The organism is Qipengyuania vulgaris (genome assembly GCF_009827325.1).
GTDB classification, from domain to species: Bacteria; Pseudomonadota; Alphaproteobacteria; order Sphingomonadales; family Sphingomonadaceae; genus Qipengyuania; species Qipengyuania vulgaris.
This window is the reverse complement of sequence record NZ_WTYC01000002.1, coordinates 407,251-424,472: the sequence shown is the minus strand read 5'-3', so window position 1 is coordinate 424,472 and position 17,222 is coordinate 407,251. Positions and strand designations below refer to the sequence as shown.

26 protein-coding genes, 1 tRNA gene and 1 pseudogene are annotated in these 17,222 nt (G+C 63.0%); 3 read left to right on the top strand and 25 right to left on the bottom strand.

Translation table 11 applies throughout. The features are described from left to right. Positions 1-28: 28 nt before the first annotated feature. The gene (locus GRI69_RS06550) at positions 29-766 is read right to left on the bottom strand and encodes a queuosine precursor transporter (protein ID WP_160727450.1); all 738 of its coding nucleotides are present in this window, start codon (positions 764-766) and stop codon (positions 29-31) included. Between the two features lie 60 nt (positions 767-826). On the opposite strand from GRI69_RS06550, the gene GRI69_RS06545 reads away from it, so the two are divergent. Continuing rightward, positions 827-903: transfer RNA gene (locus tag GRI69_RS06545), tRNA-Arg, on the top strand. A gap of 47 nt (positions 904-950) precedes the next feature. Here GRI69_RS06545 and GRI69_RS16050 read toward each other — a convergent pair. The 12 genes and pseudogenes from GRI69_RS16050 to leuC form a co-directional block, all read right to left on the bottom strand. After that, a pseudogene (locus tag GRI69_RS16050) lies at positions 951-1,088 on the bottom strand (adenosylmethionine--8-amino-7-oxononanoate transaminase); the annotation flags it as partial. Positions 1,089-1,356: 268 nt separating this feature from the next. After that, positions 1,357-4,602: an error-prone DNA polymerase gene (locus GRI69_RS06540; protein WP_160727449.1), complete on the bottom strand. Its 3,246-nt coding sequence runs from the start codon at positions 4,600-4,602 to the stop codon at positions 1,357-1,359. Next, positions 4,599-6,131 carry a Y-family DNA polymerase gene (locus GRI69_RS06535; RefSeq protein WP_160727448.1) on the bottom strand — a complete coding sequence of 511 codons (1,533 nt, stop codon included), beginning with the start codon at positions 6,129-6,131 and terminating at the stop codon, positions 4,599-4,601. The genes GRI69_RS06540 and GRI69_RS06535 overlap by 4 nt, the downstream gene beginning before the upstream one ends. Then, entirely contained in the window at positions 6,016-6,783 is a 768-nt protein-coding gene (locus GRI69_RS06530; RefSeq protein ID WP_160727447.1) for an ImuA family protein, read from the bottom strand. Before GRI69_RS06530 ends, GRI69_RS06535 begins: the two co-directional genes overlap by 116 nt. A 266-nt stretch (positions 6,784-7,049) precedes the next feature. Then, positions 7,050-7,832 (bottom strand): NUDIX hydrolase, encoded by a 783-nt coding sequence (locus GRI69_RS06525; RefSeq protein WP_160727446.1) that lies wholly within the window; start codon positions 7,830-7,832, stop codon positions 7,050-7,052. Positions 7,833-8,120: 288 nt separating this feature from the next. Further along, positions 8,121-8,453 (bottom strand): Grx4 family monothiol glutaredoxin, encoded by a 333-nt coding sequence (gene grxD / locus GRI69_RS06520; RefSeq protein ID WP_160727445.1) that lies wholly within the window; start codon positions 8,451-8,453, stop codon positions 8,121-8,123. A 39-nt stretch (positions 8,454-8,492) separates the two neighbouring features. Further along, positions 8,493-8,726: a BolA/IbaG family iron-sulfur metabolism protein gene (locus GRI69_RS06515; protein ID WP_160727444.1), complete on the bottom strand. Its 234-nt coding sequence runs from the start codon at positions 8,724-8,726 to the stop codon at positions 8,493-8,495. A 5-nt stretch (positions 8,727-8,731) separates the two neighbouring features. Then, the gene (locus GRI69_RS06510; RefSeq protein ID WP_160727443.1) at positions 8,732-9,058 is read right to left on the bottom strand and encodes a DUF1476 domain-containing protein; all 327 of its coding nucleotides are present in this window, start codon (positions 9,056-9,058) and stop codon (positions 8,732-8,734) included. 72 nt (positions 9,059-9,130) lie between these two features. Then, on the bottom strand, positions 9,131-10,129 hold the full coding sequence (locus GRI69_RS06505; RefSeq protein ID WP_160727442.1) for an NADPH:quinone oxidoreductase family protein: 999 nt from the start codon (positions 10,127-10,129) through the stop codon (positions 9,131-9,133). Continuing rightward, positions 10,126-10,737, bottom strand: coding sequence for a 3-isopropylmalate dehydratase small subunit (gene leuD / locus GRI69_RS06500; protein WP_160727441.1), 612 nt, complete (start codon positions 10,735-10,737; stop codon positions 10,126-10,128). The genes GRI69_RS06505 and leuD overlap by 4 nt, the downstream gene beginning before the upstream one ends. Beyond that, positions 10,737-10,895, bottom strand: coding sequence for an isopropylmalate isomerase (locus tag GRI69_RS06495; protein WP_160608011.1), 159 nt, complete (start codon positions 10,893-10,895; stop codon positions 10,737-10,739). Before GRI69_RS06495 ends, leuD begins: the two co-directional genes overlap by 1 nt. A gap of 39 nt (positions 10,896-10,934) precedes the next feature. After that, positions 10,935-12,371, bottom strand: coding sequence for a 3-isopropylmalate dehydratase large subunit (gene leuC, locus GRI69_RS06490; protein WP_160727440.1), 1,437 nt, complete (start codon positions 12,369-12,371; stop codon positions 10,935-10,937). A 121-nt stretch (positions 12,372-12,492) separates the two neighbouring features. Here leuC and GRI69_RS06485 point away from each other — a divergent pair, with 121 nt between their 5' ends. Next, on the top strand, positions 12,493-12,915 hold the full coding sequence (locus GRI69_RS06485; RefSeq protein WP_160727439.1) for an acyl-CoA thioesterase: 423 nt from the start codon (positions 12,493-12,495) through the stop codon (positions 12,913-12,915). Positions 12,916-12,953: 38 nt separating this feature from the next. Further along, positions 12,954-13,472 (top strand): sterol desaturase family protein, encoded by a 519-nt coding sequence (locus tag GRI69_RS06480; protein ID WP_160727438.1) that lies wholly within the window; start codon positions 12,954-12,956, stop codon positions 13,470-13,472. 34 nt (positions 13,473-13,506) lie between these two features. On the opposite strand, the gene GRI69_RS06475 is transcribed toward GRI69_RS06480, so the two are convergent. The 12 genes from GRI69_RS06475 to pspB all read right to left on the bottom strand — a co-directional run bounded on the left by GRI69_RS06475 (position 13,507) and on the right by pspB (position 17,220). After that, positions 13,507-13,665, bottom strand: coding sequence for a YqaE/Pmp3 family membrane protein (locus tag GRI69_RS06475; protein ID WP_160727437.1), 159 nt, complete (start codon positions 13,663-13,665; stop codon positions 13,507-13,509). A gap of 76 nt (positions 13,666-13,741) precedes the next feature. After that, positions 13,742-14,089, bottom strand: coding sequence for a YbaN family protein (locus GRI69_RS06470; RefSeq protein WP_160727436.1), 348 nt, complete (start codon positions 14,087-14,089; stop codon positions 13,742-13,744). 1 nt (position 14,090) lies between these two features. Then, complete coding sequence (locus tag GRI69_RS06465) at positions 14,091-14,498, bottom strand: SufE family protein (protein WP_160727435.1); 408 nt, start codon at positions 14,496-14,498, stop codon at positions 14,091-14,093. Positions 14,499-14,541: 43 nt separating this feature from the next. Then, the gene (locus GRI69_RS15740; protein WP_202391898.1) at positions 14,542-14,718 is read right to left on the bottom strand and encodes a hypothetical protein; all 177 of its coding nucleotides are present in this window, start codon (positions 14,716-14,718) and stop codon (positions 14,542-14,544) included. Continuing rightward, complete coding sequence (locus tag GRI69_RS06460) at positions 14,715-14,951, bottom strand: hypothetical protein (RefSeq protein ID WP_160727434.1); 237 nt, start codon at positions 14,949-14,951, stop codon at positions 14,715-14,717. The genes GRI69_RS15740 and GRI69_RS06460 overlap by 4 nt, the downstream gene beginning before the upstream one ends. Before the next feature lie 32 nt (positions 14,952-14,983). Continuing rightward, complete coding sequence (locus GRI69_RS06455; protein WP_160727433.1) at positions 14,984-15,271, bottom strand: hypothetical protein; 288 nt, start codon at positions 15,269-15,271, stop codon at positions 14,984-14,986. Continuing rightward, positions 15,268-15,573, bottom strand: a complete 306-nt coding sequence (locus tag GRI69_RS06450; RefSeq protein WP_160727432.1) for a hypothetical protein — start codon at positions 15,571-15,573, stop codon at positions 15,268-15,270. The genes GRI69_RS06455 and GRI69_RS06450 overlap by 4 nt, the downstream gene beginning before the upstream one ends. Further along, positions 15,573-15,881, bottom strand: a complete 309-nt coding sequence (locus GRI69_RS06445; RefSeq protein WP_160727431.1) for a hypothetical protein — start codon at positions 15,879-15,881, stop codon at positions 15,573-15,575. The genes GRI69_RS06450 and GRI69_RS06445 overlap by 1 nt, the downstream gene beginning before the upstream one ends. After that, entirely contained in the window at positions 15,881-16,216 is a 336-nt protein-coding gene (locus GRI69_RS06440; RefSeq protein ID WP_160727430.1) for a hypothetical protein, read from the bottom strand. Before GRI69_RS06440 ends, GRI69_RS06445 begins: the two co-directional genes overlap by 1 nt. Further along, a complete protein-coding gene (locus tag GRI69_RS06435) occupies positions 16,216-16,524 on the bottom strand; it encodes a hypothetical protein (protein WP_160727429.1) in 309 nt (102 codons plus the stop codon). The genes GRI69_RS06440 and GRI69_RS06435 overlap by 1 nt, the downstream gene beginning before the upstream one ends. Before the next feature lie 25 nt (positions 16,525-16,549). Next, positions 16,550-16,927, bottom strand: coding sequence for an envelope stress response membrane protein PspC (gene pspC, locus GRI69_RS06430; protein WP_160727428.1), 378 nt, complete (start codon positions 16,925-16,927; stop codon positions 16,550-16,552). After that, on the bottom strand, positions 16,924-17,220 hold the full coding sequence (pspB, locus tag GRI69_RS06425) for an envelope stress response membrane protein PspB (RefSeq protein WP_160727427.1): 297 nt from the start codon (positions 17,218-17,220) through the stop codon (positions 16,924-16,926). The genes pspC and pspB overlap by 4 nt, the downstream gene beginning before the upstream one ends. Positions 17,221-17,222 lie beyond the last annotated feature (2 nt).

Here is a 17,222-nt window from a genome sequence, read left to right as displayed (position 1 = left end):
GAGGGGCGGCGATCCGGTCGCCCCTTTTTTATGCGCTCCGCTCTGACGAGGCGAAGGGTGAGAAGTCAGTCTCCGTATCGAAGATTTCTACACCTTCGGCCCGTTTGAGAGACCCGACCACGACATAAGTTACTGGCGTCAGAAGTGCTTCCCAAGCCGTCTTGATCAGCCACTGGGATAGCACGACCTGCCACAGCAATTCCACCGGCCAGCCGGCAAGACCCCAAAAGGCGAGCGGGTAGAAGATCAGGCTGTCGAGCCCCTGACCGACCACGGTCGAACCGATCGTGCGCATCCAGAGGTGCTTCCCCGCGGTCCACACCTTCATCTTTGCGAGCACAAAACTATTGGCAAATTCCCCAGCCCAGAAGGCAACCATTGAAGCGAGGACGATCCGCCAACTGTTCCCGAAGACGAATTCGTAGGCTTCCTGTCCAGGCCATCCCTCCGCCGGGGGCAGCTGGACCACGACCCAGGCCATGAAGGCCATGAAGAGAAGCGCTGCAAACCCGGTCCAGATGACGCGACGGGCGCGGGCGTAGCCATATACCTCGGTCAGAATGTCGCCGATGATGTAACTTACAGGGAAGAACAATACGCCCGCGCCGAACGACCACTGGCCGAGGCCAGGGAGGGTAACATTGCTGGGCTTGGAAGCACCGATCAGGTTGGACAGGAGCAGTATGGTAACAAACGCCGCCATCACGAGGTCGTAATATCGAAAGCGCGTCGGCTGCGGCGCGGCGTCTGGGGGCGAAATTTCCATCAAACCATGCCTATCGCCGATTGGCGCTTTGGCAAAGCCGCGTTATGGCGGGGCCGGCGCGCGCCCGTAGCTCATCTGGATAGAGCGCGAGACTTCTAATCTTGAGGCAGCAGGTTCGAGTCCTGCCGGGCGCGCCATTAGCGAAAATCCGCTGTTGGGACACCCTTACCGTGACCCAATCGCAAAGAGTCGCGATCCGCTCCTCCACGGGCTCGTCACGCCAGATCGCGAGATTGGCATTGGCCGCGGCGCAGGCTATCGGATTGGCCGTGTAACTCGACGAGTGGAAAAACATCCGTCCGCGATCCATGCTGGAGTGCGCGGTAAGAGTACGCCGCCGTCCTGTTTGGCGAGGCGTTCGTTATCGGTTCGGTGAAAATTCAACATGCTCATATTGCGACGCCCTGGTGCCGGCGAGCTGCCATGCAAAGACCGGCCGCGGTGAGAGCAGGCGATACTCTCAATAATCGTTTTTGTTTGAAATCAGCCGCTAAAGCCGAAGAAAGTACAGCCTCGAGATCGCTTTGGCGCGGAATAGGAGCCGTCTGACCGGCGACCTACAGTATGGACGGTGTTATTCCGGACGTCGGTCAATGGAAATCTCGTGACTTGGGCAGGACGCGAACGTTGCGCGGGTGTTGCGGGTGGAGGAATTCGTCGGCGCGCGATAGGAGGGGGTTGGGGTCATGTGTTTCGGATAGTCGCGACAGTTCGGCGGTGCGGTCGTCGATACGGCTGGCCATCAGGTGGATCACGCCTTCGCGGCTTTTTTGCACTTCGCCTTCCACCAGCATCAGCCGCGCGGCCATCACTTCGCGACGGAAGCGTTCGAACAGGCGTGCCCAGATCACGATATTGGCGATCCCGTCTTCATCCTCCAGCGTGACGAAGATCGCATTGCCCTTGCCCGGCCGCTGGCGCACGAGCACCACGCCTGCGGCCTGTACGCGGTCGCCATTGCGGCAATCGCGCAGGGCGGCACAGGGCAACACGCCCTCGGTATCGAAGACGGGGCGCAGGAAGGCCATCGGATGCGCTTTGAGCGACAGGCGCGTGGTCTGGTAATCGGCTGCGACCTGTTCCGACAGGGCCATGGCGGGCAGCGCGGCGGGCGGTTCCTCACCCAACTCGCGCGCCTGGCTGTCACGCGCCCGCGCGGCGGCGAACAGCGGCAATTCGCCCGCCGGGGTTCGCCGCGCCTCCCACAAGCCCTCGCGCCGGTCGAGCCCGATCGAGCGCAAGGCGTCGGCATCGGCAAGCAGGCGCAAGGCGCGCGGGGGAAGATCGGCCTTGCGCGCGAGTTGCTCGACGCTGGTGCAGGGCGCAGCCGCGGCGATGCGCTCCGCCCATGTCTCGCGAAAGCCTTCGATCTGGCGCATTCCCATCCGCACGGCGGGCTCGCCTTCGGCATCCTCCAGCGTGTTATCCCAGCGGCTGTGGTTGGCGTCGATCGCGCGAACCTCGACCCCGTGCTCGCGCGCGTCGCGCACGATCTGCGCTGGCGCGTAAAAACCCATCGGCTGCGAATTGAGCAAGGCGGCGGCGAACACCGCAGGATAGCGGCACTTGATGTAGGACGAGACCCAGACCAGCCGCGCGAAGGCGATCGCGTGGCTTTCGGGAAAGCCGTAACTGCCGAAGCCCTCGATCTGGCGGAAGCAGCGCTGGGCGAAGTCGCGGTCGTAGCCGCGCGCGGCCATGCCCTCGACCAGCTTATCCTCGAAATTGTCCATCGTACCCACATTGCGAAAGGTCGCCATCGCGCGGCGCAGCTTGTTCGCTTCCGACGGGGTGAATCCGGCCGCGACGATGGCGAGCCGCATCGCTTGTTCCTGGAACAGCGGCACGCCCAGCGTCTTGCCCAGCACGCCGCGCAGCTCATGCGGATCGTGCGGCGGCGCGGGCGAGGGGAATTCGACCGTCTCGACCCCCTGTCGGCGCCGCAGGTAGGGGTGGACCATGTCGCCCTGGATCGGGCCGGGACGCACGATCGCGACCTGGATCGCGAGATCGTAGAATTCGCGCGGGCGCAGGCGCGGCAGCATGTTCATTTGCGCGCGGCTCTCGACCTGGAACACACCCACGCTGTCGCCCGCGCACAGCATGTCGAACACGTCGGGCGCGCTGTCGGGAATGTTGGCGAGCGTATATTCCCGCCCCGGTCGTCCCGGATTTAGCAGTTCGAACGCCTTGCGGATGCAGGTCAGCATGCCCAGCGCGAGAACGTCGACCTTCATCAGCCCCAGAGCGTCGATATCGTCCTTGTCCCATTCGATGAACGTCCGCTTCTCCATGGCGGCGTTGTGGATTGGCACCGTCTCGTCGAGCCGGTCCTGCGTCAGCACGAAGCCGCCGACGTGCTGGGACAGGTGGCGCGGGAAACGCAGGATGCGCTGCACGAAGTCGTTGACCCGCGCGATGGCTGGATTGTCGGGGTCTAGCCCGCTCTCGACGCAGCGCTCACGCTCGTAGGTCGAGGCGTAGCTGCCCCATACGGTGGTCGCGAGCCGCGCGGTCACGTCCTCGCTCAGCCCCAGAGCCTTGCCCACCTCGCGCACCGCGCTGCGCGGGCGATAATGGATCACCGTGGCAGCGATCCCCGCACGGTGACGGCCGTAGCGCTTGTAGATATACTGCATCACCTCCTCGCGCCGCTCGTGCTCGAAATCGACGTCGATATCGGGCGGTTCCTTGCGCTCGGGCGAGACGAAGCGGGAGAACAGCAGATTGTGTTCGGCGGGGTCGACCGCGGTGATGCCAAGCACGAAACAGACCGCCGAATTGGCCGCCGACCCGCGCCCCTGACAGAGGATCCCTTCCCCTTGCGCGAAGCGGACGATGTCGTGAACGGTGAGGAAATAGGGGGCGTATTTGGCCTCTTCGATGATGCCCAGTTCCTCGTGCAGCAGCGCGTCGAGCTTTGCCGGCACCCCCTCGGGCCAGCGGGCATGCGCCTCGCTCCACACCAGTTCGACGAGCCAGTCCTGCGGGGTGTAGCCGGGGGGCACAGGCTCGTGCGGATATTCGTAGCGCAGATCGTCGAGAGTGAAGGCGATGCCCGCCATGAACGGCTCGATCGCTGTGAGAGCCTCCGGCGCGGCAGCAAACAAGCGTGCCATCTCCTCTGGGGCTTTCAGGTGACGTTCGGCATTGGCGGCGAGCTTGCGCCCGGCGGCCTGCACCGTTGTCTTCTCGCGGATCGCGGTCATCACGTCGTGAAGGGTGCGCGCGGCGGGATCGGTATAGAGCGCATCGTTGAGCGCGATGAGTGGTACGTCGGTGCGTGCTGCCTGCTGACACAGCCCCTCGAGAAGGCGCGCGTCGCGCCCTTGTCGCAGCATCGTCGCGCCCAGCCACACACGGCCCGGCGCTGCGGCGGTGAGACGCATCAGGAAGGCGTCGTCCGCAGGAGGCAGCACGATCAGTTGCAGATCGTCGAAAAAGTCGAACAGATCGCTTTCATGGAGCAGGCAGTCGCCCTTCGCGGCGCGAAGATTACCGGTGGTGAGCAGCCGCGTCAGCCGCCCCCAGCCATAGCGCGTGGCAGGATAAGCAATCACCTCGGGCGTATTGTCGGCAAAAGCCAGCCGCGCGCCGACCAGCAGGCGAAAGCATGGCGGTGCGAGCCCTTCCTCTTCCGCCTTCTCGCACGCCTCGCGTAGCGCGACATGCGCGCGCACCACGCCCGCCACCGTGTTACGGTCGGCGATGCCGATGCCCGCATGGCCCAGTTCGAGCGCGCGCGCGACCATGTCCGAAGGCTGGCTCGCCCCGCGCAGGAACGAGAAGTTGGTCGCTGCCGCGAGCTCGGCATAAAAGGGCCCGCTGCCGCTCACGCGAACAGGCCGTGGATGTACCAGTCCGGGTGCTCGTTCTCGCTGTAGAGACCGTGACGGAACAGCCAGAAGCGCTGCCCTGTATCGTCCTCCACCCGGTAGTAGTCGCGCGTCGGACCGTGCCCCTCGGGGTGCTTCCACCAGGGATAGGCGATCCGTTCGGGGCCTTCGTGACGCACCACGCGGTGCTGCCCTCCGCGCCAGCCAAAGCGGCGCGGAGGGCCATCGGGCACTTCGGCAATCACGTTCACGCGCTGTGGCGGATCGTAGAGGAACAGCGGGCGCAGCGGCGGCTCGTCCGGCTCGGGGGTCGGCCACGCGAATGGTCCGGCTTCGGGCGGGGCGCGGGTCGCGGCATATTCGGGCAGATGCTCGTCGCGGGGGCGGAAGCGGCTCACGCTGTGCGCGCCGAAGCGGACCTTCAATCGGTCGATCAGCGGAGCGAGGTCGGACTTCGTGGCGTCCTCTCCTGCAAGATCGGGCTGCTCGTGATCCAGCTTCTCCACCAGCGGCGCAGCCAGCCGGACCATGTCGTAGCCGAAACCGGGATCGAGCGGGTCGGCAAGCGATTCGAGCCGTTCCGCGAACAGCGCGCGGATCGCCACAGGATCGCGCAGGGGGCGTCCGCAGAGGACGGTCAGCCGCGCAACATGTCCGTCGGTACGAAACAGCGCCGCATCGAACCGGCGACCGCCAGCGCCGCGCCCGGTGAGTTGGGTTTCGAGGTCGTCCGCCAGCCGCGCGATCACCTCGAGCAGCGGCGAAACCGTCGCCATCGGCTCGGCGAAGCGCTGTTCGGCCCAGACCACCGAGGGCGTGCGGTGTGGGGTGATCCGCCGGTCTTCCTCCTCCAGCAGCCGCGCCAGCCGTATAGGCAGCTCGCGCCCGAAACGTGCCCTGAGCGGGGCACGCGGGCGCGCGGCAAGGTCGCCGATCGTGCGCAGGCCTGCGCGGGTGAGCGCCAGATGCCTGTCGCTGCTCAAGTCGAGTGCGGCCACCGGCAGGCTTGCGATGTCGCCCGCTCCGAACCGCGCCAACGCCAACGCCGCATCGGGGGTGGCGGCATGGGCGAGCCTCGCCCGCAAACCCCGCCGCGCGAGCCGGGCGGCGAGATCGGTCGCCACATCCGCCTCGCTTTGCCCCCTCTCTTCGAGGCAGCCGGTCAAATCGAGCACCAGCGCTGCGTCCCCCGCCGCCGCGACAGCCGGCGTATAGCGTTCGCACGCCTCGACCAGCCAAACGAGCAGCGCGTGGTCGGCCTTGGCATCCTCGGGAAAGGCGACAAGTTCGGGCACGCGCGCCCGCGCGTCAGCCAGCGCCATGCCCGGGCTCAGCCCGAGTGCGCACGCGCATGGTGCCAGCGCGACGATCCGCAGCGCACCGCGCTGCTTCTCGATCACCGCGAATGGCGCGTCAGGCGGCGCGGTGCCGGCGGCGATCCGCCGTTCCGCGGGCAGGAACGGCAGGTGCGCTGCCAGATAGCGGCGTTCGGAATACAGCTTGCTCACGGTTCCATTCCAGTTGCACATGCAGTCCATCGGGCCCGCCGCGTTGGCGCAGCAGTTTGAGGTCGAACACCGGGTGCCCAGGTGCTTTCGTGGCCAGAGCGGCGGAGGGAGCGCTGGCCACTTCCCAGCGGCTGTGTGCGGCGCTTGATACCGGCGCCGCGCCGCTGCGAACCAGCAACACTATGGCCCCGCTCCGCTCAGCAGCAAGCGCAAGCCGGCGCGAGGCGGTGAGATCGAGCCGCGGCGCGCGACCATGTACTTCGAGTACCACCGCGCTCGCCCCGCCGTGGCGAACGCTCTCCACTCCAGCGATCAGCAGGGCGTCGAGATCCGGAGGCTCCATTAGCAGTACGGCATCAGGATTCATTCCCAGTTCGACCAGCCCTGGCGCATAAGGGCGCCCGCTCGGCCTGCCCCCGGCAATCCGCAGCCACATCAGCGGCCGCTTCCCCGCGCAAGCGCGCGCGCCGAGCAACAATGCCACTGCCGCTGCTGCCCCCGGTTCACTTTCAGGAGCGACATAGAATTCATGCACCCCGTCACGTCGCAGGCCGCCTTTCAACCAGCTGTCGACCACAGGCATACCGAAGGCCAGAACCCCCGCTAAAGATGACGGGGGTGTCGCCACGGGCCTTGGGGTCAGGGCCATGCGCAGGATGGGCGAATCGGGCATATGTTCCTATTATGTTCTAAAAGGCAGCATATGCAAGAGTCATCGCAGGCTCGCTTCGCCTGCGAATACGTTATATCGAAAAGCGAGGCGCGCGACCGCATTCTTGCTTCTTTGCGACGTTCGGAATCAGGAAAATCGTAGCTAGACCTATGCGGAAGCCGACCGATTGACCGAATGCCAAAACTCGAAAATGGTGGAATTAGATGAAAGGGACCACTTAGTTGACGAAACCGCGATAGTTAGGTGTCATGTAGCCGAAGGCAGCGTCACCCCCGCGCCACCTTATCCAATGGCTCTCCGGTAACCGGATAACCCAGGTCTTCCCCGATCTCGAGCCAGCGCGTGCCCTCGCGCTCTCCCATGAATGGCGAAATCGTGCGTACCGGGATTTGCTCGGCCTGATCCTTGGCAGCGGCGAAATCTTCGAACAGGGCCAAGCGTTCAAGGTTACGACGAGTCGGAAAGATGACCTTGATCTCTCCTCGCTCTGCCGCATCGAGCGCGCCTTGTGCAGTGATCCAGAACAGGTGCGTGTTCTCCGAAAGATCAGCTTCGATTTCTACCGCACCGGTACCGAGATCGGCAATGTAAAAGCGCGTATCATAGACGCGGGGGATGCGTTCGTTCTTAGGGTACCAGCGCGCAAATGGTGTGAGCTGAGCAAGGTCGAGTTCCCAACCGAAATGGTCGAGTACGCTGGCGAGATCTCCGGTTTCAAGGAGGTATCGGCGCGCCGCACGCGCCTTGGCGCCATCGATATCGCCCGCCAAGCCGATGACGAGGCCGGTTTCTTCCAGCGTTTCGCGTACAACCGCAATCTGGTGCGCGGCTTCCTCGGGATCGAGCGGTCCGCCGATCATCGCGCCCAGTTCGAAATCCGCCGGATCGACGCGGCCGCCGGGAAAGACCGCCATACCCCCTGCAAACACCATCTCTCGAGAGCGGACGGTCATCAGGATTTCCGGCGCACCGCCATCCCGGGCATTGCGGAAGATGACTACCGTTGCTGCGGGTATTCCATCGGGCGGGCTGTCGTGGTTCGCGCTCATGGCGCCCTGTCTGCCGCCAACTACCCGTCTTGCCAAGGTGCGATAGTTAACGCGGCCCGTCGGAAACTCTTACACACCGGCTCCAGCGAAAATCGGTGTTAACCATCGAACTGGGCGGAATTCTGGCTGACCCCGAGTTTGGCACGTGTCGTGCATAGTTATTGGCGTCCCAAAGGTCTTCGAGAGGCGGACCGTCCCGGTCTCCTGTGTCCGCCTCCCCGATCAAACAAAAAGGCCCGCCCGGTTGTCCCCTGGGCGGGCCTTTCTCTTTTGGGTTTCGTTGAAGGTTCAGCTTTCGGCTTTGGCGACCTGCTTTTCGTCCATCAACTGCTTGAGTTCGCCGGCCTCGAACATCTCCATCATGATGTCGCTGCCGCCGAGGAATTCGCCTTTCACATAAAGCTGGGGGATCGTGGGCCAGTCGGAATAGGCCTTGATGCCCTGGCGGATTTCCATGTCCTGCAGCACGTCGACGCTGTCATATGCGACGCCGCAATGGTCGAGGATGGCCACGGCACGACTGGAAAAGCCGCACTGGGGGAAGAGCGGGGTGCCCTTCATGAAGAGGACGACGTCATTGCCTTTGACGATGTCGGAGATGCGCGAATTTACGTCGGACATAAGTGCCCTGCCTCTGGAATTGCTGAAACTGTCAGGAAATTAGTTGGGGGCTTGGGTGGTCAGTTGCAAGGCGTGGAGTTCGCCCCCCATCCGCGAGCCAAGGGCGTCGTACACCAGCTTGTGCTGCGCGACACGCGTCTTGCCGGCGAATTGGGGCGCTGTGACTTTCGCCGCCCAATGGTCGTTATCGCCTGCAAGGTCGCGCATCTCAACCTTGGCGCCCGGAAGTGCTTCTTCGATGAGAGCGACGATATCTTCGGATTTCATCGGCATGACGTTTACTTCTGATCGCTCATGAACTGGCGGCGCGCCTCGACCGAGCATTCGTCCAGCTTGGTGCGGATGTCCGCTTCGGAAACGTCGCACTCGGCGGCGGTCAGATCGCCCAGCAGCTTGCGGACCACATCCTCATCGCCAGCTTCCTCGAAGTCGGCTTGGACGACAGCCTTCTTGTAGGCATCGGTTTCCTCTGCGGTGAGGCCCATGAGCCCGGCGGCCCATTCGCCCAGCAGACGATTACGGCGTGCGGCGATCTTGAAATCCGTTTCCTGGTCGAAGGCGTATTTGGTTTCTTCGCCGCGTTCGCGATCCTTGAAGTCGGTCATGTCATTCCCCTTGGAAGAAGTTGCTTCCCGGATAGGCCTCGCGCCGCAGGGGAGCAAGTACGCTCGGCAGGATTAATCCATTGTCACCACGAGCTTGCCGATGGCGCCTCGATTTTCTAGCTTGGCGATCGCCTCATGCGCGCGATCGAGGGAATAGGTTTCGCTGATCAGCGGATTGATCTTGCCAGCCTTCCAGAGGTCGAACAGCTCGGCGATATTGGCATTGTTCCGCTCCGGCTCGCGCGCAGTGAACGCGCCCCAGAAGATGCCGCGAATGTCGCAGCTCTTGAGCAGGGTGAGGTTGAGCGGCATCTTCGCGATTCCTGCCGGGAAGCCGACCACGAGGAAGCGCCCCTCCCAGGCGATCGAGCGCAGGGCCGGTTCGGAATAGTCTCCGCCGACGATGTCGTAAACGATGTCGGCGCCATTCGGGCCGACCGCATCCTTGAACGCCTGCGCCAGCGCCTTGGACTGGTCCTTGTCGAAGGGTGCGCGAGGATAGATCACGACCTCATCGGCCCCGGCCTTCTTCGCCACATCGCCCTTCTCCTCGGTAGAGACTGCAGCGACCACGCGGCCGCCATAGGCCTTGGCGAGTTCGACCGCCGAGAGGCCCACACCGCCAGCCGCGCCAAGTATCAGGACGGTCTCGCCCTCCTTGATATCGCCGCGGTCTTTGAGCCCGTGGATCGTCGTGCCGTAGGTCATCAGCAGCGCCGATGCCTGGACCAGGTCGATGCCTTCGGGTACCTTGAACAGGCGCGCAGCCGAGACAGCCACTTTTTCCTGCAAGCCGCCATTGCCGACGCCGCAGATCACCCGGTCGCCAACCGCAAATCCCTCGACGCCTTCGCCCAGCGCCTCGATCGTGCCCGAGATTTCTCCGCCGGGTGCGAAGGGGCGGGGCGGCTTGAACTGGTACATGTCGCGGATGATCAGCGTGTCGGGAAAGTTGATCGCACAGGCTGCGACGTCGATCACCACCTCGCCTTTGGCGGGGGTGGGCGTGTCCACCTCCTCGACGACGAGTGTTTCGGGGCCGCCGGTCTCTTTCGACAGGACTGCTTTCATGCGTGTTCTCTCCGGTTTTTACTGGGCGCGTCGAGCCAGGGAAGGCCGACTGCGCGCTGTTTCTCGTGATTTTCGATTGCCGCATCGCGTTCCAGCGTCAGGCCGATCTCGTCGAGGCCATTCAGGAGGCACTGCTTGCGGAAAGGATCGATTTCGAATGCGAAACGATCCTGGAAGGGGGTGGTGACGACCTGGTTTTCTAGGTCGATCGTGATCGGGTGATCCTTCGCCACTTCGAGCAACCGGTCGACCTGTTCCTGCGGCAGTTCGACCGCGAGGATGCCGTTCTTGAAGGCATTGCCCGAGAAGATGTCCGAAAAACTCGGCGCGATCACTGCGGTGAGGCCCATGTCGAGCATGGCCCAAGCCGCGTGTTCGCGGCTCGACCCGCAGCCGAAATTGTCGCCCGCGATCAGGATCGGAGCTCCGGCAGAATCCTCGACATCGAAGGGGTTTCCCGGAGTCTGGCGGATCGTTTCGAACGCGCCTTTGCCCAAGCCTTCGCGGCTGACGGTTTTCAGCCAGTGCGCCGGGATGATGACGTCGGTGTCGACATTCTTGAGGCCCAGCGGGATCGCGCGGCCATGGATCGTCGACACCTTGTCCATCAATCGGTCTCCGGTTTCTCGCCGGAAGGGATCGGCCCCGGCTGCTTCGGTTGGTTTTTCTTTTCGCGGCGCTTGTTCGCATAGAGCAGCGCTGCGGCGATTGCGGCGGAACCAATCGCACCGGCGATGGCGGCCTTGCCTTTGGGGAGCTTTGTCATGTCCCACTCATGGGATTTACGTGCGTCGAGGGCAAGGGGTCACTCGCCCATCAGTTTGCGTACATCGGTGAGGCGGCCGGTCACTGCGGCGGCGGCGGCCATCGCCGGGCTGAGGAGGTGGGTGCGCGATCCGGGACCCTGTCGCCCGACAAAATTGCGGTTCGAAGTGGAGGCGCAGCGCTCACCCGGCGGGACCTTGTCCGGGTTCATGGCGAGACAGGCCGAACAGCCCGGCTCGCGCCATTCGAAACCGGCATCGATGAAGATGCGGTCCAGACCCTCTTCTTCCGCCTGGCGTTTCACCAGACCCGAACCCGGGACGGCAATCGCCCAGCGCACGCCCGGTGCCTTTCGGCGGCCTTTCAGGACATCGGCAGCGGCGCGAAGGTCCTCGATCCGACTGTTGGTGCAGGAACCGATGAAGATGTTTTCGACTGCGACCTCTTCCATCGGAGTGCCTGGGGCAAGTCCCATGTAATAGAGGCTCTTGCGTACCGCTTCCTGCTTGGAAGGATCGCCGAAGCTGTCGGGTGAGGGGACGTTGCCGCCGATCGCAACCACGTCCTCCGGGCTAGTTCCCCAGCTCACGGTCGGCTCGATATCTTCAGCTTGGATGACGACCGACTTGTCGAAATTCGCGTCCTCCTCGGTAGCGAGCGAGCGCCACCACCGAACGGCCCGATCCCATGCCTCGCCGGAGGGTGCGTAAGGGCGACCCTTGAGATATCGGAAAACGTTCTCGTCGGGCGCGATCAGCCCGGCGCGCGCGCCGCCCTCGATGCTCATGTTGCAGACTGTCAGCCGCCCTTCCACGCTCATGCGCTCGAACACATCGCCGCGGTATTCGATGACGTGGCCTGTACCGCCCGCGGTGCCGATCACGCCGATGATATGCAGGATGAGATCCTTGGGCGTAACTCCGGGGCCAAGCTCACCCTCGACGCGTATTTCCATGGTCCTGCTCGGGCGCAGCAGCAGGGTCTGCGTAGCAAGGACGTGTTCCACCTCGCTCGTGCCGATCCCGAAGGCCAGCGCGCCGATCCCGCCGTGCGCCGCGGTGTGGCTGTCGCCGCATACGATCGTGGTGCCTGGAAGCGAGAAACCCTGCTCGGGACCGACGACATGCACGATGCCTTGTTCGGGCGCGACGGCATCGATGTAGTCAATCCCGAAAGAGGGGGCGTTGGCTTCGAGTGCGGCAAGCTGCGCTGCGCTTTGCGCGTCCTCGATGGGCAGCCGCGAACCGTCGGCGGCCGTGCGGGCGGTGGTCGGGAGATTGTGGTCGGGAACGGCCAATGTCAGATCCGGGCGGCGGACCTTTCGTCCGGTGAGGCGCAACGCCTCGAAGGCCTGCGGGCTGGTGACTTCATGGACCAAGTGCCGGTCGATATAGATCAGGCAGGTGCCATCCTCCTGCCGTTCCACGACATGAGCGTCCCAGATCTTTTCATAGAGTGTGCGCGGTTTGCTCGTCATGTGCCCAATGTGTGGCAGGGTGGGTGGATTTGGCAAAATGGCAAATCGAAGGGCGGCCCAAGATTGGCTTTGTCACCAGAGAATCATGGAACCGTAATGTTTTGTCTGTTAACTGACACTCATGTCAGCAAAACCCTTCTCCTTCCCCATCAAGGTCCTTCCAACAGATATCGATTTCATGGGGCACGTGAACAACGCGCGCTACCTGAACTGGGTACAGGACACCGTGCTGGCGCACTGGCGCAAGCTGGCGCCTGCGGACGAGGTGGCGAGCAAGGCCTGGGTCGCGCTCAAGCATGAGATCACCTACCGGAAGCCGGCCTTCCTCGATGACGAGGTGATCGCCGAAACCGTGCTGGAAAAGATCAAGGGCGCGCGCAGCTTCTACAATACGGTAATCCGCCGCGGTGAAGACGTGCTGGCCGAGGTGCAGAGTATGTGGTGCTGCCTCGACGCCGACAGTCACCGGCCTGCGCGCATCAGCCGCGAAGTCGCGGAAAAATGCTTCGGCATTCCGCGCAAGGCGTCGGCCGCGGCTGAGTAGACTTTGCGCTGATCGCGGGCAGCGCCTATATTGCAAATATGGAAATCGTCCTTCCCATACTGATCGTGCTGGCGACTGTGCTGGCCATGGAGTGGGCGGCATGGGCCAGCCACAAATACATCATGCATGGCTTCGGCTGGGGATGGCACCGCGATCATCACGAACCGCACGAGAATATGCTGGAGAAAAACGATCTCTATGCCATCGTCGGCGCAGTGATGAGCATTTCGATGTTCGCGCTGGGCAGCCCGTGGGTCATGGGGGCTGATGCCTGGTTGCCCGCAACATGGATCGGGGTGGGTATCCTGTTTTACGGGATCATCTACACGCTGGTGCATGACGGGCTGGTTCACCAGCGATATTTCAGATGGGTTCCGAAGAAGGGCTACGCCAAGCGGCTGGTTCAGGCGCACAAGCTGCACCATGCGACCATCGGCAAGCAAGGCGGGGTCAGCTTCGGCTTTCTCTTCGCCCGCGATCCGGCCAGCTTGAAGGCTGAACTAAGGCGCCAGCGCGAAGCGGGCGAAGCCGTGGTACGCGAAAGCGCCGGAGCCTGAAGCCCCGGCGCTTCCTGGAAAATCCGGTACGTCCTTACCGCGCGTAATTCACATACAGTCCGTGAATCAGCCCTGGCACAAAGCCGAGGACGGTCAGCACCAGATTGAGCAGCGTCGTCTTGCCGAGACCGTGCTTTGCGGCAACGCCCAGCGGCGGCAGCAGAATGGTTGCGATGAGTATGAGAATGGCCATGGTAATAATCCTTTCGTAGCGCCCGCCCGCCGTATGGAGACTCAACGGCATGGCTGCTGGCGTGTTCCAAAGAGGATTATTCGTTGCGCGTCGCGATCCAGCTTCCCGCGATGACGAGGATGGCGATCGATATCCAGTAATAAGGCGCGCCCAGTGTGAAATAGGTGAACACCGCGCCAGTCATCATCGCGCCGATCGCCAAGGTCTTGGCGCGGCGGCTGATCGCGCGGCGGTCGCGCCAGTCCTTCACCTGCGGGCCCCAATGTGGATGATCGAGGATTTTCTTCTCGAGTTCGGGGCTGGAGCGGGCGAAGAAATACACCGCCAGCAGCAGGAAGGGGACCGTCGGCATGATCGGCAGGAAAGCCCCGATCGCGCCGAGAGCCACCGCGAAATAGCCAAGCACGCGGTACAGGGTGCGCATCTCAGTCGGCCGCGATACGGGCCGCGTGTTGTTTCACCAGCGCGATCATGTTCGGGACGCCTTGTGTGCGATTGCTCGACAACTGGTTCTTGAGGTCAAAGGGCTCGAGTGCAGCGTGAATATCCATTTCGGCAACCTCGCTAGCAGGCCGATCCTGAACCGCGGCAATCACCAGCGCGACGATGCCTCTGGTGATGGCGGCATTGCTGTCGGCAAGGAAATGGAGCTGACCCTCTTCGTTCGTGGGATAGACCCATACGCTGGCCGAACAGCCGCGCACCAAGGTGGCGTCGGTCTTGAGCGCATCCGGCATCTCGTCCAGCTCGCGGCCCAGCTCGATCAGCAGCCGGTAACGCTCGTCGCCTTCGAGGAACTCGTATTCTTCTTGGATGTCGGAAAGGTCTCGCATGGGCGGGGCATCTAGCGGGTGCCGGCGCACGCGTCCATTGCGCTTAGCCGGTGATGCCGCCGGGCCGGGTGAGGGCATGATAGATCACATAGATCCAGCTGATGAAGCCGTGAAATATGGCCCACAGGATCGACTGGTTCTGGGTCCAGGAAATCGCCACGGCGATCGCGCTGCCGAGGCCGATGCCGGCCCGTGCAGCGTCTCCGGTACGGCTGCTCACAGGTCAACCCCGCTGGCGATCGCCTCGAGCTTCTTGATCCGCTCCTTCAGATCGGCAAGCTCGATCCGGGCGGCACCCATCGACGAGCCTTCCTGCTGCCTGGGGCCGCTATGGCCTTCGAGCTCGCTGCGCTTCAGGTCCAGCCATCCCTGCCATCCGCGTAACATGGCGGCGGCTATGATGACCAGGCCAGTCAGGCTGGCGGCGGCGACTATCAGTGTCGGTTCGAACATTTCCCCATGTCCTCCTTGAACCAGTTTCCGCCTCACTCGGCCCGCTTGTCGCGCAGGGCTTCGATTTCAGCGGCTATCCTCTTGGTTTCCTGCGTGTCGAGCGAATTGCCATCGGTGGCGATTCTCTCGAGCACCTTGATGCGTTCGCGCAAGTCCTCGATTTCCCTGTTCGTCTCGGCATCGGTTCCGCTGTCCGCGACGCTTTCGTTACCGCGTTCGTCGACGACGATGCCGCGGTCGGCACGGTGGCGGGCCTTGCTCAGCTGAACCACGCCCCACACGATGATGGCGATGATTGCGACAGTGGCCCAGGCGCTCATGACGATGCTCCCGTGCGATCCTCGATCCGGTCGAGCTTGCGCAATTCGTCGATCTGCGAGGCCAAGGCATGATTGCCGTCCGTCGCGATCCGTTCGAGCACGCGGACGCGCTCTTCCATCTTGGAGTAGTCGCCGTTGGAAAAGCGTGCCTGCTCCGCCTTGGCTTCGTCTGCGCGTGCCTGGAGTTCCAGCTTGCGTTCCTTGTGCTCGGCCTCGCGCTTCTGGAAAAGATAGGCCATTGGCATGACGATCATGAGCGTCAGCAGGATGAAGCCGAAAATCAGGATGAGGTCGGAGTCCATCAGTTTGTCTCCCTGCCGTCGCGCAATCGGTTGATTTCGCTGGTCAGGTGATAGCCGCTGTCGGTCACGATGCGCTCGACATTGCCGAGCCGGTCCTTGAGCGAGCCGAGCTCGGCGCGCAGTTCGGCATTTTCCTGGGTCAGCAGTTTAACCCGTTCGACCGCCTGGTCGTTCTTGGGATAGACTGCCTTGCCCCAGCTGTTTTCGAGCGGGTAGCCGTTCTTGACCCTGATCCAGGTATTGGCGACCCAGGCCAGCGACATCGCAACGACGCCGAGGACCACTGTGGTTTCGGTGATCAGTTCCATTACGCTTTCTCCCCGTACTTCACGTTGAGCGGTACGCCGTTATTGGGCTGGCGGTCGCGCAGGGCCTCGATTTCGTCGTGGAGCGAATAGCCGCGGTCGGTCACGATTTTTTCGAGCACCACCATGCGGTCCTGCATGGCATCGAGCTTGTCGTGAAGCTGGCGGTTTTCCTGGCGCAGGGCCTTCGTTTCGACCGTGTCCGACCGCTCGGTCTTGCCGCCGAACTCGTCTTCCAGCGGATAGCCGTTCTTAGCGCGGATCCAGTTGTTGATTACCCACGCGCTATAGCTCAATCCGATGAGTACGATGACGAATGTCGCGTCGCCGAAATCCATTATGCCCTCTCCCCCTTTTTCATTTCGAGCGGCACGCCCGCTCCCTGATCGTCCACCCGGCGATTGTCGCGCAAAGCTTCGATCTGGGTGGCGACATCGTACCCCTTGTCGGTCACGATCCTCTCAAGCACCCGAACGCGGTCTTCGAGATCATGCACACGGCTGGCATATTGGGCGGCCTTTTCGGCGGTCGCCTGTGCAGTGGTCTGGACGTTCATCTCGGCCAGCTTCTGCTGGTGCTTTGTCCAGATCGCCACAATTGGGATCATCAGCGCGATGATCGGTATCAGGATGCCCATGTTTTCCATTGTTCTCCTCCCCCTTCTGGTGTGCTTACCGCAGCCGTTCGATTTCGGCGTTCAGGCGCGGATTGCTGCTGACGTAGAAGGTTTCGACATCGGCCAGGCGGCGGTCCACATCCTTCATCTTGGCGCGAATTTCGCGCGCGGTGCGCTTCGGGCTCTGGCGGACGCGCTGCCAGTAACGGTGCTCGTCCGGTTCCGAATAGAGATGCGCGGGCTTCTTGTTCAGCAGGATGCCGGCCAGGAAGTAGAACGGGATGGTCGATCCGCCGGTGATGAAAGTCAGACCCAGGAAGCCGAGACGAACCCAGAAGGCATCGACACCGGTGTAGTCCGCGATGCCGGAGCACACGCCCATCAGCTTCGCATTGGCCTTGTCACGATAAAGGGTGGTGCGGGGGCTGTTCACTGTTGGGCTCCTTTTTTCTCGGCGATCAGCTGTTCGAGTTCGCGCAGCTGCTGATTGTCCTGCTCGCTGTCATGGACGAGGCGGGCGGGACGGAAGTCGGGGTTGTCGGAAGCGACGAGGCGCTCGACCGTGTCCATTCGTTCATCGAGCCGCTTGGCGAGGTTGTAGAGTTCCTCGAGCAGGGCTTCGTCGTCGGTGGTGATGGTGGCCGAGGTCTTCCACTTGGTGATGTAGTGGAGGATGATCCACGGCAAGGCGATGAAGATGGCGACAATGGCTAATACTTCTTCCACGG

Bases quoted from the DNA above. Each gene is read 5' to 3' on its own strand.
- GRI69_RS06550 (WP_160727450.1), bottom strand. From the start codon at position 766: ATGGAAATTTCGCCCCCAGACGCCGCGCCGCAGCCGACGCGCTTTCGA.
- GRI69_RS06535 (WP_160727448.1), bottom strand. From the start codon at position 6,131: ATGTGCAACTGGAATGGAACCGTGAGCAAGCTGTATTCCGAACGCCGC.
- GRI69_RS06530 (WP_160727447.1), bottom strand. From the start codon at position 6,783: ATGCCCGATTCGCCCATCCTGCGCATGGCCCTGACCCCAAGGCCCGTG.
- GRI69_RS06525 (WP_160727446.1), bottom strand. From the start codon at position 7,832: ATGAGCGCGAACCACGACAGCCCGCCCGATGGAATACCCGCAGCAACG.
- grxD (WP_160727445.1), bottom strand. From the start codon at position 8,453: ATGTCCGACGTAAATTCGCGCATCTCCGACATCGTCAAAGGCAATGAC.
- GRI69_RS06515 (WP_160727444.1), bottom strand. From the start codon at position 8,726: ATGCCGATGAAATCCGAAGATATCGTCGCTCTCATCGAAGAAGCACTT.
- GRI69_RS06510 (WP_160727443.1), bottom strand. From the start codon at position 9,058: ATGACCGACTTCAAGGATCGCGAACGCGGCGAAGAAACCAAATACGCC.
- GRI69_RS06505 (WP_160727442.1), bottom strand. From the start codon at position 10,129: ATGAAAGCAGTCCTGTCGAAAGAGACCGGCGGCCCCGAAACACTCGTC.
- leuD (WP_160727441.1), bottom strand. From the start codon at position 10,737: ATGGACAAGGTGTCGACGATCCATGGCCGCGCGATCCCGCTGGGCCTC.
- GRI69_RS06495 (WP_160608011.1), bottom strand. From the start codon at position 10,895: ATGACAAAGCTCCCCAAAGGCAAGGCCGCCATCGCCGGTGCGATTGGT.
- leuC (WP_160727440.1), bottom strand. From the start codon at position 12,371: ATGACGAGCAAACCGCGCACACTCTATGAAAAGATCTGGGACGCTCAT.
- GRI69_RS06485 (WP_160727439.1), top strand. From the start codon at position 12,493: ATGTCAGCAAAACCCTTCTCCTTCCCCATCAAGGTCCTTCCAACAGAT.
- GRI69_RS06480 (WP_160727438.1), top strand. From the start codon at position 12,954: ATGGAAATCGTCCTTCCCATACTGATCGTGCTGGCGACTGTGCTGGCC.
- GRI69_RS06475 (WP_160727437.1), bottom strand. From the start codon at position 13,665: ATGGCCATTCTCATACTCATCGCAACCATTCTGCTGCCGCCGCTGGGC.
- GRI69_RS06470 (WP_160727436.1), bottom strand. From the start codon at position 14,089: ATGCGCACCCTGTACCGCGTGCTTGGCTATTTCGCGGTGGCTCTCGGC.
- GRI69_RS06465 (WP_160727435.1), bottom strand. From the start codon at position 14,498: ATGCGAGACCTTTCCGACATCCAAGAAGAATACGAGTTCCTCGAAGGC.
- GRI69_RS06460 (WP_160727434.1), bottom strand. From the start codon at position 14,951: ATGTTCGAACCGACACTGATAGTCGCCGCCGCCAGCCTGACTGGCCTG.
- GRI69_RS06455 (WP_160727433.1), bottom strand. From the start codon at position 15,271: ATGAGCGCCTGGGCCACTGTCGCAATCATCGCCATCATCGTGTGGGGC.
- GRI69_RS06450 (WP_160727432.1), bottom strand. From the start codon at position 15,573: ATGGACTCCGACCTCATCCTGATTTTCGGCTTCATCCTGCTGACGCTC.
- GRI69_RS06445 (WP_160727431.1), bottom strand. From the start codon at position 15,881: ATGGAACTGATCACCGAAACCACAGTGGTCCTCGGCGTCGTTGCGATG.
- GRI69_RS06440 (WP_160727430.1), bottom strand. From the start codon at position 16,216: ATGGATTTCGGCGACGCGACATTCGTCATCGTACTCATCGGATTGAGC.
- GRI69_RS06435 (WP_160727429.1), bottom strand. From the start codon at position 16,524: ATGGAAAACATGGGCATCCTGATACCGATCATCGCGCTGATGATCCCA.